The following is a 15,727-nucleotide window of genomic DNA, read 5'->3' as shown; positions in this document are numbered from 1 at the left end:
CAAGCGACGGGCAAACCCGTCTTACCGTCAGGATGTGCCGTCAGGTTCGCGGCCGCACGTGATGCCGACTATCAGCTTCCTTGAGCCAGTCTGGCCGAATCGCTGACGCGTATGTTTGACCGCTGCGCGACGCTTCGCCATCGGGTTGGGCTCTGAGGTTTAATCGTTCGTCGATCGCATGTGCGACCACAGACGATTTGGGCGGATTGTTCTCGTCGTAGCCGGACCAGAAAGTCTGCATGACATCGAACATCCCGGAAAGAATTTCGGTAATAAAAGGCAGGTGAACCGTGATCCCGTCGGAATGCTCCGACGGCCCGTCGCTTATGCAACGGCAGGTTTTCCATGCAGGAACCATCGTACGCAAGGACTCAAGCTCTTCCTCCTGCCGTTCTTCGATCGCATGGTGCAAAGCCACCGTGCGCAGGAGTGCATTCCCCATCTCGGCTAACTGTCGGTCCTTTCCTCTTAATCGCTCCGTTAGCCGACGGACATCGGCTTCAGCCTGATCAACGCGCCGCTGCAATATGTTGGGGGTCGACGCTGAGACGGCTCCCTCGCGAGCGCCTGATGACTGGCATGCATTATGTGAGTGGTCCATGATACGTCCTCATTGCCTGCGACGTTACGCCGCATCACCCTTTGCCCACGCGGCTCTCCGCACCATCACAGAATGATCGCATCGGCCACCGCGCTCACCGATGGGCTCCGCGGCCTATCGCATCGTGCGACAACGCGCCCAATGATGAAACTTCTTTGAAGCTTCCATCCTTCTGGCATAAACCAGCCTATATTCCAAATAGAATATTCATCGCACCGACTCCCAACGCCGTAGGTGGACCTAGGGAGCGAAACCGCAACGGACGCTTGATCAGTACAGAAATCCGTACCGACTCGAACCAAGGGTTGCCGCTACTAGCTGCTCAGCAAGGGAGAGTTTAGGTCGGTATTCCTAGCATCGGGGTAACGCCATTTTGCATTGACTTTTCGGCTGCGCCGTGCTACCTGGAGTCGGACATGTACGACTTGGATACTCTGAAAAAGTTTGACTTGATTATCGACGCGCGAAGCCCGCGCGAATTCGCCGAAGATCATTTGCCGGGGGCCATAAACCTTCCGGTCGTCTTCGACGATGAGTACGCGGAAGTCGGTACTACTCACCGCACCGATCCTATGCGCGCGTATCAGATCGGTGTCGCTTACTCCCTGAAAAACATCGCTCGGCACCTCGAACTTCCGTTTTTTCGGACCAGTCGCCGGATTTCAATTCTGGTGTATTGCTTCCGTGGCGGAAAACGAAGCAAGCTTTGGACAGACACACTGGAAACAATCGGCTACAAGGTCGACCGGCTGCCGACGGGCTGGAAAGGATATCGAAATTGGGTACGCCAAACCCTTGACGAGGTCCCTACGCACATGCAGCTCAATGTGCTTTCTGGTCCCACAGGTTGCGGAAAAACTCGCTTGCTTCTCGCGTTAAGGGAGGCTGGCGCACAGGTCATCGATCTGGAGGCTCTTGCCTCCCACCGCGGCTCAATCATCGGGGCGATTCCGGGCCGCACGCAGCCAAGTCAAAAATTTTTTGACAGCCTCTTGCTTGCTGAGATAGGTCGTTTAGACCTCGCAGATCAGGTGTGGATTGAAAGTGAAAGCAAGCGAATTGGTCGCGTCCAATTACCGGCAGCGTTGTTTCACAGAATGCATGGCGGACGTCTATTTGCCGTCGAGACTCCAATGCCTCAAAGGATAGCAATGTGGCGTCGGGAGTATCCCCACTTCGAGAGAGACCCTGTGGGTCTGGTCGCCCAACTCAGTCACCTGAAAGCACTCGTTAGCGGAGCGACGCTGGAGAAATGGGTGGAAATGGCTGAACGCCGCGACATCGACGTTCTCTTTGAGAGCATCATGCTCGACTACTATGACCCCGCGTACTTTCGTTCAACGAAGAAAAATTATGCGCATACCGAGCATGCCATCAAGATCAAACTCGAAACGCTTGACTCAACGTACCTCGCCAATATCGCGCGACGTCTGATTGCAGAGAGCGACGTTCTGACGTCGCCGCCGTCTGAGTAACACCTTTGCTCGCCGGTCCATTGTCGAAAACCAAAGCGGTGGAAGAAGCGTCAACCACAGCATCTGAAAGTAGCCGCCGGGTAGAGTGACTCGCTGCGCAGCGAGACCCAGATAGGGCACTTGACCGTCGTGATGATGAGCGTTGTGGAATCCGTTGTTCACCAAGAGGCAGTTCGACAACCAGAAGTCGACGTCCCACGAGGTGATGGCGGTACGTGAAAGGTCCGGATCGAATCCGTAATGCTGCATGTACCCGACGGCCTCAACGACAAACACGCTGACAATCGCGTATCCGATGTAGAAAAGAGCGATCCTCCATTGCAGGAACACTGCCAGACCCAGCAACGAAATTGAGAACAGTGCATTTCGAAAAAGACTACGCGGTACCCTGCCACATGGGTACGAATGCCGAGAAAAGGACGCTATCAAAGCCGCCGCATAGGAGCGTCCAACATGACGCCAGACCGACGTGCCCAATGACGCCGTCGAGCCAAACTGCGGATTTCCAACGTGTTGATGGTGCAATCGGTGCGCAACCCGGTAATGTGGATAGCCAGCGATGACGAAGGCTACGTCACTAACCTGTTGCCATATTCTGGCTTGTCGGTGCATTAACTCATGCAGGTGTGCCATTGCTGTCGCGCTTAACATTCCGCACGCGACCGCAAGCCCGATCAGATTCATCCACGACGCGCTTGATGCACGATACGCACCGATTGCGACTGCTAAGGCCCAAGTGAGAGCGAACCAGCAGGGCACCTGATCTTCATATGTCTTCATAGTGGCTTGCCCCGATTGCGGGGCGCCGCGCCCGATCGCCGCGTCCAGTACAGGAATAACGACCAGGATCACAGCCACGAATGCCCATGGGCGTCCGACCAAGAACGAGGCGCCTGCGACCGTCGGTAAAGTGAGTGAGAGCCAAAATGCTCTACCCGAGTTACGCCAGAAGGTCATTCACTTCCGCGAATTTAACCGCTTCTGAAATGTGCGAAACGCCAAGCTTATCCTTTATTTTCTTATAGTTTCCATAGACGGTCTGGACCGAGACGTCAAGCTCGCGCGCAATGTCCTGGGCGGTAAATCCACTTTTAAGGTAACCCACTACGCGCAGATCCATCTCGGTAATACCATGCGCCTCAAGGACCTCGCGTTTCGCCGTCCGGATGGACCAATCGAGCAATTCCATGGCAAGCGCCCTGAAATACAATCGCTGCGCAGTTAGCCTCTTCTCCCCTACTGCCTGGCTATCGTCTGATCCGATGTACAGAACGCCCATACGTTCTGTTGTGCTGGTATGGACCGGCACAACGATCCCGCTTCTGAAGCCGTTTTTGCTTGCCGCTGCGAGCATTTCACGCTGGCCTTGCGTTTCGGCGACGATCTCCGATCCAGTAATCGGTGCGGTGTTGCTTCGCGCATACTCCAAAAATGGATCGGTCATGTACCATTTATTGGCGTTATACATCTGGCACCATTCAGGGCGGCAGCCGATAAGAAAACGATGCGTGGCGCGGCTAGCCGTTGTAGCACCCGGATGCAGCGAAACGAAAACATACGACTCCCCGCCAAGCGCTGTGACGAGTGATCTAATGCAGTCTGCTAATTCATAGTCGTCCTTGGCGACTATGAGTTCTTCGAAGAGCCTACTTACCTCAGGGGACGTCTGTTGGGTAGTCATTTCTTCACCCTCCCTCAACCCCTCCACGCGCTCGCCTCGCTATTCGACCACGCGATTTTCTACAAGGTGACGCCGAACTTCGTAGTACAACGATGCAAGTTCTTTGGAATAGGGATCCGCGACTGAAAATCGGTCTAAGTCGCGCAAAGCAGCGATCGGAAGAACTTGGACGTAGGCCGTTTGATCCCTTTCAATGAGCCGTCGTTCGAGAGAGAACCCACGCGTCGTCTTAAAGAAACTAAGCACGATATGTTCCACGCCGATACTCAGCCCACGCTCAAAAACAAGACTCTTCATCATCGGCTCCGCTAGGGCGATTGCGATGACCACACGAAGAGCAGGCGATCGCCTCGGGATCGATTATCGAGACGCTCGTGACAAAGTCTTCGAATCCACAAGCGAGACATTCGACAATCAAACCGTCAAATTCGGTGCCGCAGCACTGGCAAGTGAGGCGGTGAACCTCTCCCCCAGCGAGGACTTCCCAACCATCTTCCATTGGGACGCGGCACTTAGGGCAAAGAAAGCCCATTTCGGATATTACGTTTGTCATGTTCGAAAGCTTTCTGAAACAAATCGCTTTACGACAAGCAACGATTTAGCTTAGCACTGTCCTATTTCGCCTGCGCAAATAACGCGGACAACGTCAAACCGAGCGCCCACCAAGCTGATCTCCGCCTATACGGCCTGCAGCGGGCCGCTCGGTAGACGAGGGATGCAGCGCATTCAAAACTCTCAAGAGGAAGGCGTTTTTCCTAGCCCAGATGAAGGACAAGCTCACGCAGGACGGACTCAACTGCGCCCGCGTTCCGCATTGACAACAGGTATCCCCACTGTGCTCGTGCCGTCGAACGACCAGAGACCTCAACATCTGGGCTGGGCCAAATCATGGTAGGTACGTCGACAGCTAGGTGGCGAAGGTCTACACGGGCGGCGCGGCACCATACAGTCCACGCAGCCCCCCCTCGCCCCAACATCGCCGGTTAGCAATCGTAGAGAGAAGCTTCTCGAGGTGTCCCGCGCCAACAAATGTGGGACGACTGGACGGGACAATTAGCGTCACCCCGGTCACGCAACACCTAATGGTTCTGTCTTACGCACTGTATTCAGTCGGTATCAGCGCTTGCCGTAGAACCCGCTGGATTCGCCGTAGGCGTCTTTGCACTGGTATCAGGGAATTTCTGGGCCGCCAAGAGATCGAGGTAATCAGCCCAATCCTGCACCATCTTTTGCCGCTGAAAGAAAAACTGGGCTCTGTCGTAAGCGTCGCCCAGCTCCTCGTCACTACCGTGGGCCAGGTGGCGCTCCACGACTTCCTTTGCATAACCAAGTCGCTCGCGAATCAAGGTTCGGCCCGTAGCGCGGAATCCATGACCGGTCATCTCTTGTCCAGAGTAGCCGAGCGTGCGCAAAGCAGCGTTGATCGTCCCGTCGGACATTGGCAGGCCAGCCTTGCGGCTAGGGAAGACATATCCGGTCGGTCCAGTTAATGGGTGCAGTTCCCGGAGTATGGCAACTGCCTGGCGCGACAACGGCACGAGGTGTGGCGGCCCCCGTTCCTTACGTTCCAGCTTTCCCTTCATCATCGCCGCAGGACAGATCCACAGCGCTTGATTCAGATCGAACTGCTCCCATCGGGCCGCTCTTACCTGTCCCGGACGTTGGAAGACCAGCGGCGTGAATTGCAAGGCAGTACGAACGATCGGCGTGCCCTTGTAAGAGCGTATTGACCGGATCAACTGACCTAACGCTTCCGGGTCCACAATTGCCGCGTAATGTTTGACAGCCGGTGTTCTGATTCCGCCAACCTTAGGATCGATTGCGGGGTTTTCCGACGACTTGATAAGCCCGTTCTCGACGGCGTGCCGGAAAACGCAGTTACATGTCTCACGAACTCTGCGCGCCGTGTCGGGGACGCCCCTATCCCGTGCCCGGTGAATGACTGCTACGTACTCCGGTGTCGCGATCTCCCCGATGGGGCGATTAGCAAGCCACGGAAAGGCGTTCTTTTTCAAACGGCGTTCGATCTTGTCCAGGTAGCTTGCCGACCAGTGCGCCTTCTGTTCACGGATCCAGTCTGTAGCGACATGCTCAAACGTCGCCGAGGCCCGAAGGCGAGCCTGCGCTTTCGCCTCCCGCCGTTCCCGCATGGGATCGAGACCTTTGCGCAATCGCTCGCGCGCGGCAGTGTGTACGGCGCGCGCCTCCTTCTCCGTAACCTCGGGCCAAGTCCCGAGCGCCATGGTTTTGGTCTTGCCAGCGAACAGGTAATTCCATCGCCAAAGCTTCGTCCCGTCAGGTTGGACGAGGATGTAGAGTCGCCCACCATCGGAAAGTGTGTACGGTTTCGGTCCGGGCTTGGCGTTTACAATCGTCAGCCTGGAAAGCTTATGCAACAAGGTTCTGGGCATTTTTTGTTGTATACGCGAAGTCGCAAACGGGTCAATACCCAAGATACAACAAAAAATACAACGAAAAAAGTTCGGATTCGGCTGGACGGTACTGGACATATCTACCCAGCCAGCGGGCAATAAAAAACCCGCGGAGCCAATAGCCACGCGGGTTTCAGAGTACTGCAGCAGATCTCTTCGGACCTACCCGGACGCTAATCGTGAAACGGAATGGTGGGTGCTGAGAGGCTCGAACTCCCGACCTACGCCTTGTAAGGGCGCCGCTCTACCAACTGAGCTAAGCACCCGTTTCAAGATTCAGTGTGCTTCTGCTTTTGCTGCCTGATTGATCAACTTGCGCACCAACTAGTGTGGCACCAGGTCACGCAAAATTCGCCGCACTTCTTTCTAGCGAATCTGCAATTCCTCAAGCAGCAAGCCCATCAGTTTAGCGCATCCTTCAGAGCTTTGCCAGGCCTAAATTTAGGAACCTTCGCTGCCTTGATCTTGATGGCGGCGCCGGTGCGCGGATTGCGCCCCGTACGCGCGGTGCGCTTGCCCACGGCAAACGTACCGAAACCCACCAGCGTCACCGAACCGCCCTTCTTCAACGTACCTTTGACCCCGCCGATCACCGCGTCGAGTGCACGGCCTGCCGCGGCCTTCGAAATATCGGCTTGCTGCGCAATGTGATCGATCAATTCCGTTTTATTCATTCCAACCCCCGAGAATGTTTATGGCAATCGTGACGGCGCTCTGTAGCGCCTGGCATCACGCGGCTGGCGGGTAACGCCGAGCCGACTCATTAGAATTGGCCGAAACCCTTGTGTCAAGCGGGGTTGAGCCTGATTTAAACGGTTCTGAAGGGGGCTTTATGTCACCAAATCTTGCCGTAGATCGATGCGCGCACAACCCGTCGACGACAGGAAACGTCCTTCGCTCAAAAGGTGGGATTGCGTGCATTCGAGACGTGACTTTCCGGCATCTAGCAGGCAATAAAAAACCCGCGACCAGGGTCGCGGGTTTTTATACATCAACCAGCTTTCGCCGTTGACTAACTTAGTGCTTCACGACTTCCGTTGTACCGGCGTCTTTGCCCGGCTCAGCCGCCGCGACAGGCGTAGCGGGCTTGGGCTCTTCCTCCGGCAATGCCTGCGGCACCCGTTCGAGCGCCAATTCCAGCACCCGGTCGATCCAGCGGACCGGCATGATTTCAATGGCGTTCTTCACGTTGTCCGGAATCTCCGTCAAGTCCTTGACGTTTTCTTCCGGAATCAGCACCAGCTTGATACCGCCGCGATGCGCTGCCAGCAGCTTTTCCTTCAGGCCGCCGATCGGCAGGACTTCGCCACGCAATGTGATTTCGCCCGTCATCGCGACATCGGCACGCACCGGAATACCGGTCAACACCGACACCAGCGCGGTCGTCATCGCGATACCGGCCGAAGGACCGTCCTTCGGCGTCGCGCCTTCCGGCACGTGGATGTGAATGTCCTGCTTCTCGAACGCTTCGTCCTTGATACCCAGACGGCGCGAACGCGAGCGAACCACCGAGCGCGCGGCCTCGACGGATTCCTTCATCACGTCGCCGAGCGAACCCGTGCGGATCACATTGCCCTTACCCGGCATCACCGCGGCTTCGATGGTCAGCAGATCGCCGCCCACTTCCGTCCACGCAAGACCCGTGACCTGGCCAACCTGATTTTCCTTCGCGGCCAGACCGAAGTCGTACTTGCGCACGCCGAGGAAGGTGTCGATATTGCTGCCGTCGACCGTTACCGCGCCTTCCGCCTTCTTCAGCAGAAGCATCTTCACGACCTTGCGGCAGATCTTCGAAATTTCACGCTCGAGCGAACGGACGCCCGCCTCACGCGTGTAGTAACGAATGATGTCGCGGATCGCGGTTTCCGTCACATCGACCTCGCCATCCTTGAGGCCGTTGTTCTTCTTCTGCTTGGGCAAAAGATAACGTTGCGCGATGCTGACCTTCTCGTCTTCCGTGTAACCCGACAGACGGATCACTTCCATCCGGTCGAGCAGCGGCGGCGGAATGTTCAGCGAGTTCGACGTTGCCACGAACATCACGTCCGACAGATCGAAGTCGACTTCGACATAGTGATCGGCGAACGTATGGTTCTGTTCCGGATCGAGCACTTCCAGCAGAGCCGACGACGGATCGCCGCGGAAATCCTGACCCATCTTGTCGACTTCGTCGAGCAGGAAGAGCGGATTGCGCACGCCGACCTTGGTCAGGCTTTGCAGAATCTTGCCGGGCATCGAACCAATGTACGTACGACGGTGACCGCGAATCTCGGCTTCGTCGCGCACGCCGCCGAGCGCCATACGCACGAACTTGCGGTTCGTAGCGCGAGCGATCGACTGGCCCAGCGACGTCTTACCGACACCCGGAGGCCCAACGAGGCACAGGATCGGCGCTTTCACCTTGTCGACACGTTGCTGAACCGCGAGATACTCGAGAATGCGTTCCTTCACCTTCTCGAGACCGAAGTGGTCTTCGTCGAGCACGCGTTCCGCATTCGAGAGGTCGTTGTTGACCTTGCTCTTCTTGCGCCACGGCAAGCCGATCAGCGTATCGATGTAGTTGCGCACGACCGTCGCCTCAGCCGACATCGGCGACATCAGCTTGAGCTTCTTCAGTTCAGCGTCGGCCTTCTTCTTGGCTTCCTTGGGCATGCGCGCAGCCGTGATGCGCTTCTCGAGTTCTTCGAGATCCGCACCTTCTTCGCCTTCGCCCAGTTCCTTCTGGATCGCCTTGACCTGTTCGTTCAGGTAGTACTCGCGCTGACTCTTTTCCATCTGGCGTTTCACACGCCCGCGGATGCGCTTTTCGACCTGCAGGATGTCGATCTCAGCTTCGAGCTGCGCGAGCAGATGCTCGAGGCGCTCGATGACCGGGAACATCTCGAGGATATGCTGTTTCTGGTCGAGCTTGAGCGGCAGATGCGCCGCGATCGTATCGGCCAGACGACCCGCCTCGTCGATGCCCGACAGCGACGTCAGGATTTCCGGCGGGATCTTCTTGTTCAACTTCACATACTGGTCGAACTGCGACACGATCGCGCGGCGCAGCGCTTCAGTTTCAGCGCTGTCGGCGTGGTCGGGTTCGAGCGGCATGACTTCGCACGAAAACTGGGTTTCCTGTTCTTCGATGGAAAGCGTTTTCGCGCGCTGCAAGCCTTCCACGAGCACCTTGACGGTGCCATCGGGCAGCTTCAGCATTTGCAGGATGTTGGCGATACATCCTACTTCGTACATGTCCTTTTCGGTCGGCTCATCTTTCGCAGCCGTTTTCTGGGCGACGAGCATGATGTGCTTGCCGCCTTCCATCGCTGCTTCGAGAGCCTTGATCGACTTCGGGCGGCCTACGAAGAGCGGAATCACCATGTGCGGGAAGACGACTACGTCACGCAGCGGGAGCAGCGGGAGCGTAATGCGTTCCGGCGGAAGGAGTTGGGTTCCTGACATTTCATTTCCCCATGAGTGGAATCAGTTCGTTCGATAGGTGAGGCCAGCAGAAAAGATTGCAAGCCTCCGCGTGTGGGAAAAGTTCAGTGACTCCGAAGGTTCAGTGACTCCATAGTGAAAACAACCATCCTGACCACACGATAAACGAAAAAAGCCGTTCACGTTGCCATGAACGGCTTTTTTTGCAGAACCCGAAAGCCGATCAGTTCGAACCCGCCACTTTCGGCGCGTCTTCGTAGATCAGTAGCGGTTTCCCGTCGCCGTCAATCACGTTGTCGTCAATGATGACCTTGCTAACGCCTTTCATCTGCGGCAAGTCGTACATGACATCAAGCAACGCCTGTTCCAGGATGGAGCGCAGACCGCGAGCGCCCGTCTTGCGACGGATCGCTTTACGTGCGACAGCCTGCAGCGCGCCCGGACGAATCTCCAGCTCGACGCGTTCCATATTGAACAGCTTGTGGTACTGCTTCACCAAGGCATTCTTCGGTTCGACGAGGATCTTCATCAACGCCGTTTCGTCCAGCTTGCCGAGCGTCGCCACCACCGGCAGACGGCCGATCAGTTCAGGAATGAGACCGAACTTGATCAGATCTTCCGGCTCCACTTCGCGCAGCACTTCGCCGGCGTCGCGGTCCTGCTTGCTCTTCACGCTGGCGCCGAAGCCGATACCGGTCTTTTCGGTACGGTCGACGATGACCTTCTCGAGGCCGTCGAATGCGCCGCCGCAAATGAACAGAATATTCGTGGTGTCGACCTGGATGAAGTCCTGATTCGGATGCTTACGGCCACCCTGCGGCGGCACCGACGCCATCGTGCCTTCGACCAGCTTCAGCAAGGCCTGTTGCACGCCTTCGCCCGACACATCGCGGGTGATCGACGGGTTGTCGGACTTGCGGCTGATCTTGTCGATTTCGTCGATGTAGACAATACCGCGCTGGGCCTTGTCGACTTCGTAATTGCAATTCTGAAGCAGCTTCTGAATGATGTTCTCAACGTCTTCACCGACGTAGCCCGCTTCCGTCAGCGTCGTTGCATCGGCAATGACGAACGGCACGTTCAGAAGGCGCGCGAGCGTTTGCGCGAGCAGCGTCTTGCCGGAGCCGGTCGGACCGATCAGCAGAATGTTGCTCTTGGACAGCTCGATCTCATCTTTCTTGTCGAGGTGCTTGAGGCGCTTGTAGTGGTTGTACACCGCGACCGCGAGAATCTTCTTCGCGCGTTCCTGACCGATCACGTATTGATCGAGGATTTCACGGATTTCCTGCGGACTCGGCAGATCGGACTTGGACAAGCCCGCCTCGATGCCCGCGCCTGCAGCCTCATCGCGGATGATTTCATTGCACAGGTCGATACATTCATCGCAGATGAACACCGACGGGCCGGCAATCAGCTTTTTGACTTCATGCTGGCTCTTGCCGCAGAACGAGCAATACAACAGCTTCTCGCTGTTAGAACCTTTTTTGTCCGCCATAGATGTGTGAGCCTCCGGACACTCGATTACATGATACGCCGTTTGCCCCGGCCTCGCAGTTTGGGCGCGGCAGGGCTTGAGCCAAGGTGACGGCGTTTGCCGCAGGCACTCGGACGGGTCTTGATTATTTCACAACCGATCCGATGACGGCCTCGCCCCGTTTTGGGGCAAGACCGCACCGATTCAAGGACGCTTGTGCGCCACCTGGTCAACCAGACCGTAAGCTTGCGCGTCGTCGCCGGACATGAAATTGTCGCGGTCGGTGTCGCGTGCGATACGCTCGACCGGCTGGCCGGTGTGGTGCGCGAGCAGATGATTCAGCCGTTCCTTCAGGTACAGGATTTCACGCGCCTGGATTTCGATGTCCGACGCCTGGCCTCGCGCGCCGCCCAGCGGCTGGTGAATCATCACACGCGAATTCGGCAGCGCAAAGCGCTTGCCCTTCGCACCCGCCGCCAGCAGGAATGCGCCCATGCTGGCCGCGAGACCCATGCACAACGTCGAGACGTCCGGCTTGATGAACTGCATCGTATCGTAGATCGCCATCCCGGCCGAAACCGAACCACCCGGGCTGTTGATGTAGAAGCTGATGTCCTTGTCCGGGTTTTCACTTTCAAGGAACAACATCTGCGCGACGACGAGGTTAGCCGTCTGGTCGTTTACTTCGCCGACCAGGAACACGATGCGTTCCTTCAGCAGACGCGAATAGATGTCATACGAGCGCTCGCCCCGGCCGCTCGTTTCCACGACGATCGGCACCAGTCCGAGCGCCTGCGCTTCGAGATCCCGGGACGACTGGGAGGTCAACGTGTCCAGCATTTGGGCGCGAAAGGTCATGCAATGGATCCTTGTCTGGAAATATTCTAAATATTAGATGCTAGACAGGTGTGGCCGACGAACCCGTATTCAAGTGCACGATCAGTGCGAACGCGCCGTGCGACGCTGCGTAAAACGCGTCATGCAAAACGCACCGTACTTTTACAGCACAAAAAAAACGGCGTGCGGGCCGTCGCTCCGACAGCCGGCACGCCGTTGCAGCGACGCTTACGCTTGCGCCGTTGCGCTTGCCAGTTCTTCGAAGCTTACTTCCTTGTCCGTCACCTTGGCCTTGCTGAGGACGAAATCGACGACGTTGGCTTCAACGACATACGCTTCCATTTCGGCAAGACGCTGCTGATTGGAATAATACCAGCGGACGACTTCCTTCGGGTCTTCGTAGCTTTTCGCGAATTCGTCGACTTCGGCACGAATCTGCTCCGGCTTGGCTTGCAGTTCATTGGCCTTGACCAGCTCGGCCAGCACGAGGCCCAGCTTGACGCGACGCTCAGCCTGTTCCTTGAACATTTCAGCCGGGATCGGTGCGTCAGCAGCGTTCGGCACGCCACGCTGCTCGAGGTCCTGACGGGCCATGCCAACCAGGCGTTCCTGATCTTGTGCGATCAATGCGCTCGGCACGTCGAGTTCCGAGATCTTCAGGAGCGCGTCCATCACCTGATTCTTGACGATGGCTTGCGTACGGCGCTTCGCTTCGCGCTCGAGATTGTCTTTGATCTCAGCGCGCATCTTGACCAGATCGCCGTCTTCGATACCGAGCGACTTTGCGAATTCAGCGTCGATTTCCGGCAGATGCGGCCACTCGATCTTCTTCATGGTGATCGTGAATTGCGCGGTCTTACCAGCAACGTCCTTGCCGTGGTAGTCAGCCGGGAAAGCCAGATCGAATTCCTTCGATGCGCCGACCACGAGACCCAGCGCTGCCTTTTCGAATTCCGGCAGCATGCGGCCTTCGCCCAGCACGAATGCGAAGTCGTCAGCGCTGCCGCCCTGGAACACTTCACCGTCGATCTTGCCGACGAAGTCGACCGTCACGCGGTCGCCGTCTTTTGCCGCCGTATCCGCGCCGCCGTCGCCGTGCTCGCCGGCTTCGCCGCGAGCGTGGAAATGCACGCGCTGCTTGCGCAGGATGTCCAGCGTGCGGTCGATTTCCGCTTCGCTGATGGTGGTCGTGGTGCGTTCGATTTCAGCCGTGGCGACGTCGCCCAGCTTCACTTCCGGATACACCTCGAACGTCGCGTCGAACGCGTAGTCGCCTTCAGCAGCGTCGGCCTTCGGCGCGAAGCTCGGCTGACCGGCAACGCGCAGGTTTTCGGCGCGGCTGATGTCGAAAAATTCCTTGCCGACCTTGTCGCTCAGCACTTCGGCTTCCACCTGGCCCGAATACTGTTGCGTCACCATCTTGAGCGGCACCTTGCCCGGGCGGAAACCCGGCATGCGCACATTCTTCGCGAGTTGACGGATACGCGAGTCCACTTCCTTCTGCACGGCGTCCTTCGGCAGGGAAATCGTTACGCGGCGTTCGAGCTTGCCGAGGTTTTCAACAACGTTAGCCATGGCTTCAATCGTCCTAAAATTATTCGAGCGAATCAGTTATCTTCTCCGTGCCGCTTTTCGATGTCGCGTGAGTTCGCTCAGCATCAATTGCGCGCCTGCGCCGCGGGCTTGCAGGCCGCCGGCAGCACGGTTGGGTCCAAAGAGCCGAATATTTTAGCAAACTATTTGCGCGCTTAGCCGGGATTCGATGATTGCGCGCGTTTTTATCGGTGTTCGGCCCGCTTTCCGCGCTGTTTTTCACGTGTTTGCAGGTTGTCTGATGGCTGTTCGCCGTCTGCTTTGCGTCCATCCCCTGCCCGTTTTCAGGCTGCTTACGGGGAGATGGCCAACCCTTCCACCGGCATGGCTTCCGCCACAAAGGCCGCGCGGGCGATAGCACTGCGCTTGCCGCGCGCGTTCCCCCTGATGATTACTCCCCCCGCGGACGATCCCGGCTATGCCGTTCGACATATTCAGTCGGCGCGCCCATGCTGATAAGCTAATGGACGCGCTCGGGGCTGCGCCTCCCTCTGTTCATATCATCCGCCCTCGCAACGACTCCAACCATTCAGAGACACCATGCCGAATTTGCCGTCCTCGCCTGTCGTCGTCATTGCTCCCGATTCCTTCAAAGGTTCGCTCAGCGCGGAACAGGTCGCGCAGGCGATTGCGTCCGGCATCCAGCGCGCCCGGCCGGATGCCAGCGTGCGTATCTGTCCGATGGCCGACGGTGGCGAAGGCACACTCGACGCCATGCTCACGAGCGGCGGCGAACGCCGCAAGCTGAGCGTGCGTGGCGCCGCAGGACCGGTGCGCGAGGCCCTCGCCGGTTTGCTCGCGGATGGCAGCGCGATCATCGAAACGGCGGAAATCGTCGGCATTACCGATCCGGTCGGCATGGGCGTGCCGGTCGAGGCGCGCAGCACGCGCGGCATGGGCGAAGCGATTCGCGCCCTGCTCGATGCCGGCGTGCGGCGCTTTTTCGTCGCACTCGGCGGCAGCAGCACGAACGACGGCGGCGCCGGCCTGCTGGCTGGCCTCGGTCTAAAACTTTTCGACGCGCAAGACCAGGAACTCGACGCCACGCCCGAACAACTCGCGCGCGTGGCGCGCCTCGACGTGTCGCAACTGGATGCGCGCCTCGCAGACACGCAATTCGTCGGCATGTCGGACGTGGATAACCCGCTGACCGGCGCTCACGGCGCAACCGCGGTGTTCGGGCCACAAAAGGGTGTGAAGCCGGAACAGGTTGCGCCGATCGACGCCGCCCTTGCCCGCTTCGCCGATCTGCTCGAGGCAGCGCTGGGGCGCACGGCGCGCAATCAGCCCGGCGCGGGCGCGGCCGGCGGTCTCGGTTTTGCGCTGCACATGCTGGGCGCGCAATTCGAGCCAGGCGCGGAAACCGTCGCGCGCCAGATCGGTCTGGACGCGGCGCTTGAAGGCGCGAACTGGCTGATCACCGGCGAAGGCCGTTCGGACGTGCAAACGCTGCACGGCAAGGCGCCGTTCATCGCGTGCCGTCATGCGCAGGCAGTGGGCGTGCCGGCCACGCTGCTCTCCGGCGCGGTCGACTCCGCGGCGCTGCCGCGCCTCGCCGAATATTTCAGTGGCTGCTTCTCGCCGGCACCGGGGCCGATCACCCTCGAGGTTGCAATTCGCGACGCGGCGCGTTTGCTGGCCGACGCGGCTGAACAATTGACGCGTCTGAAATACGGCGCGCGTTGACCGGCGGAACGGTTGCGGCAACAATCACAGCGCCGCGACCGCTCCACTCATCACGGGAAGACCATGAAGGATTCCGCCAAAGCCGGACTCGAGCAATTCCTCACGTATCGTCTGCATGTGTTGAACAAACTCGCCGAGCGTGGCATCAGCGAACGCTATCAGGACAAACTGGGCGTGACACTGCCTGAAGCAAGGGTGATTGCATCGGTGGGATCGTTCGGACCGTTTTCGATCATGGAACTGGCACGGCACGCCAACCTCGACAAGAGCCAGGCAAGCCGTGCGGCCGAGGCGTTGATCAAACAGGGACTCGTGAAACGCGAGCCGAGCGCCCAGGACGGCCGCGTCGTGCTGGTGTCGCTGACCCCTGAAGGCCGTGCGCTCTATCGCAAGGTGATGCCGATCGCGCGAAAGTGGAACGGCGATTTGTTCGACTGCCTCGACGAACAGGAAAAGCTCGCGTTCGGCGAGGCGCTGGACAAGATCATCTGCACGATGTCGGAGCGCGAGGAGTAAGCAACGGCG

At 58.2% G+C, this 15,727-nt stretch carries 14 protein-coding genes and 1 tRNA gene; 4 read left to right on the top strand and 11 right to left on the bottom strand.

Going from position 1 to position 15,727, the window contains the following annotated elements:
* Window positions 1-40 precede the first annotated feature (40 nt).
* A complete protein-coding gene (locus PQQ95_RS22105) occupies window positions 41-601 on the bottom strand; it encodes a hypothetical protein (RefSeq protein ID WP_408440519.1) in 561 nt (186 codons plus the stop codon).
* A 416-nt stretch (window positions 602-1,017) separates the two neighbouring features.
* Between PQQ95_RS22105 and mnmH the strand changes: the two genes are divergently transcribed.
* Window positions 1,018-2,076, top strand: coding sequence for a tRNA 2-selenouridine(34) synthase MnmH (mnmH, locus tag PQQ95_RS22100; RefSeq protein ID WP_408440516.1), 1,059 nt, complete (start codon window positions 1,018-1,020; stop codon window positions 2,074-2,076).
* Here the strand turns inward: mnmH and PQQ95_RS22095 are convergent.
* The 3 genes from PQQ95_RS22095 to PQQ95_RS22085 form a co-directional block, all read right to left on the bottom strand.
* Window positions 2,002-2,760: a fatty acid desaturase gene (locus PQQ95_RS22095; RefSeq protein WP_408440962.1), complete on the bottom strand. Its 759-nt coding sequence runs from the start codon at window positions 2,758-2,760 to the stop codon at window positions 2,002-2,004. The two genes, mnmH and PQQ95_RS22095, sit on opposite strands and share 75 nt — an antisense overlap.
* A 256-nt stretch (window positions 2,761-3,016) precedes the next feature.
* On the bottom strand, window positions 3,017-3,757 hold the full coding sequence (locus PQQ95_RS22090; protein ID WP_408440511.1) for a helix-turn-helix transcriptional regulator: 741 nt from the start codon (window positions 3,755-3,757) through the stop codon (window positions 3,017-3,019).
* A 39-nt stretch (window positions 3,758-3,796) separates the two neighbouring features.
* Entirely contained in the window at window positions 3,797-4,057 is a 261-nt protein-coding gene (locus PQQ95_RS22085) for a hypothetical protein (protein ID WP_408440658.1), read from the bottom strand.
* Between the two features lie 22 nt (window positions 4,058-4,079).
* On the opposite strand from PQQ95_RS22085, the gene PQQ95_RS22080 reads away from it, so the two are divergent.
* Window positions 4,080-4,364: a hypothetical protein gene (locus PQQ95_RS22080; RefSeq protein ID WP_408440508.1), complete on the top strand. Its 285-nt coding sequence runs from the start codon at window positions 4,080-4,082 to the stop codon at window positions 4,362-4,364.
* A 499-nt stretch (window positions 4,365-4,863) separates the two neighbouring features.
* Here PQQ95_RS22080 and PQQ95_RS22075 read toward each other — a convergent pair whose 3' ends face one another.
* The 7 genes from PQQ95_RS22075 to tig all read right to left on the bottom strand — a co-directional run bounded on the left by PQQ95_RS22075 (window position 4,864) and on the right by tig (window position 13,498).
* Complete coding sequence (locus PQQ95_RS22075) at window positions 4,864-6,267, bottom strand: tyrosine-type recombinase/integrase (protein ID WP_408440506.1); 1,404 nt, start codon at window positions 6,265-6,267, stop codon at window positions 4,864-4,866.
* A 112-nt stretch (window positions 6,268-6,379) separates the two neighbouring features.
* Window positions 6,380-6,455: transfer RNA gene (locus PQQ95_RS22070), tRNA-Val, on the bottom strand.
* 135 nt (window positions 6,456-6,590) lie between these two features.
* Window positions 6,591-6,863: an HU family DNA-binding protein gene (locus PQQ95_RS22065; RefSeq protein ID WP_007585907.1), complete on the bottom strand. Its 273-nt coding sequence runs from the start codon at window positions 6,861-6,863 to the stop codon at window positions 6,591-6,593.
* Between the two features lie 343 nt (window positions 6,864-7,206).
* A complete protein-coding gene (lon, locus tag PQQ95_RS22060) occupies window positions 7,207-9,633 on the bottom strand; it encodes an endopeptidase La (protein ID WP_408440654.1) in 2,427 nt (808 codons plus the stop codon).
* A gap of 202 nt (window positions 9,634-9,835) precedes the next feature.
* A complete protein-coding gene (clpX, locus tag PQQ95_RS22055) occupies window positions 9,836-11,107 on the bottom strand; it encodes an ATP-dependent Clp protease ATP-binding subunit ClpX (RefSeq protein WP_408440651.1) in 1,272 nt (423 codons plus the stop codon).
* 183 nt (window positions 11,108-11,290) lie between these two features.
* Complete coding sequence (gene clpP / locus PQQ95_RS22050; RefSeq protein ID WP_007182010.1) at window positions 11,291-11,944, bottom strand: ATP-dependent Clp endopeptidase proteolytic subunit ClpP; 654 nt, start codon at window positions 11,942-11,944, stop codon at window positions 11,291-11,293.
* A gap of 207 nt (window positions 11,945-12,151) precedes the next feature.
* On the bottom strand, window positions 12,152-13,498 hold the full coding sequence (tig, locus tag PQQ95_RS22045; RefSeq protein ID WP_408440648.1) for a trigger factor: 1,347 nt from the start codon (window positions 13,496-13,498) through the stop codon (window positions 12,152-12,154).
* Between the two features lie 558 nt (window positions 13,499-14,056).
* On the opposite strand from tig, the gene PQQ95_RS22040 reads away from it, so the two are divergent.
* Entirely contained in the window at window positions 14,057-15,202 is a 1,146-nt protein-coding gene (locus PQQ95_RS22040) for a glycerate kinase (RefSeq protein ID WP_408440645.1), read from the top strand.
* Window positions 15,203-15,265: 63 nt separating this feature from the next.
* Complete coding sequence (locus PQQ95_RS22035) at window positions 15,266-15,718, top strand: MarR family winged helix-turn-helix transcriptional regulator (RefSeq protein WP_408440642.1); 453 nt, start codon at window positions 15,266-15,268, stop codon at window positions 15,716-15,718.
* Window positions 15,719-15,727: the final 9 nt, after the last annotated feature.

The organism is Paraburkholderia caffeinilytica, assembly GCF_046030355.1.
Lineage (GTDB): Bacteria > Pseudomonadota > Gammaproteobacteria > Burkholderiales > Burkholderiaceae > Paraburkholderia > Paraburkholderia caffeinilytica_B.
This window is presented reverse-complemented; position numbering and strand designations above follow the sequence as displayed.

Coding starts and splice junctions, on each gene's coding strand:
- PQQ95_RS22090 (WP_408440511.1), bottom strand. CDS start 3,757: ATGACTACCCAACAGACGTCCCCTGAGGTAAGTAGGCTCTTCGAAGAA.
- tig (WP_408440648.1), bottom strand. CDS start 13,498: ATGGCTAACGTTGTTGAAAACCTCGGCAAGCTCGAACGCCGCGTAACG.
- clpP (WP_007182010.1), bottom strand. CDS start 11,944: ATGACCTTTCGCGCCCAAATGCTGGACACGTTGACCTCCCAGTCGTCC.
- clpX (WP_408440651.1), bottom strand. CDS start 11,107: ATGGCGGACAAAAAAGGTTCTAACAGCGAGAAGCTGTTGTATTGCTCG.
- PQQ95_RS22080 (WP_408440508.1), top strand. CDS start 4,080: ATGACCACACGAAGAGCAGGCGATCGCCTCGGGATCGATTATCGAGAC.
- PQQ95_RS22075 (WP_408440506.1), bottom strand. CDS start 6,267: ATGTCCAGTACCGTCCAGCCGAATCCGAACTTTTTTCGTTGTATTTTT.
- PQQ95_RS22040 (WP_408440645.1), top strand. CDS start 14,057: ATGCCGAATTTGCCGTCCTCGCCTGTCGTCGTCATTGCTCCCGATTCC.
- PQQ95_RS22085 (WP_408440658.1), bottom strand. CDS start 4,057: ATGATGAAGAGTCTTGTTTTTGAGCGTGGGCTGAGTATCGGCGTGGAA.
- mnmH (WP_408440516.1), top strand. CDS start 1,018: ATGTACGACTTGGATACTCTGAAAAAGTTTGACTTGATTATCGACGCG.
- PQQ95_RS22095 (WP_408440962.1), bottom strand. CDS start 2,760: ATGAATCTGATCGGGCTTGCGGTCGCGTGCGGAATGTTAAGCGCGACA.
- PQQ95_RS22035 (WP_408440642.1), top strand. CDS start 15,266: ATGAAGGATTCCGCCAAAGCCGGACTCGAGCAATTCCTCACGTATCGT.
- PQQ95_RS22065 (WP_007585907.1), bottom strand. CDS start 6,863: ATGAATAAAACGGAATTGATCGATCACATTGCGCAGCAAGCCGATATT.
- PQQ95_RS22105 (WP_408440519.1), bottom strand. CDS start 601: ATGGACCACTCACATAATGCATGCCAGTCATCAGGCGCTCGCGAGGGA.
- lon (WP_408440654.1), bottom strand. CDS start 9,633: ATGTCAGGAACCCAACTCCTTCCGCCGGAACGCATTACGCTCCCGCTG.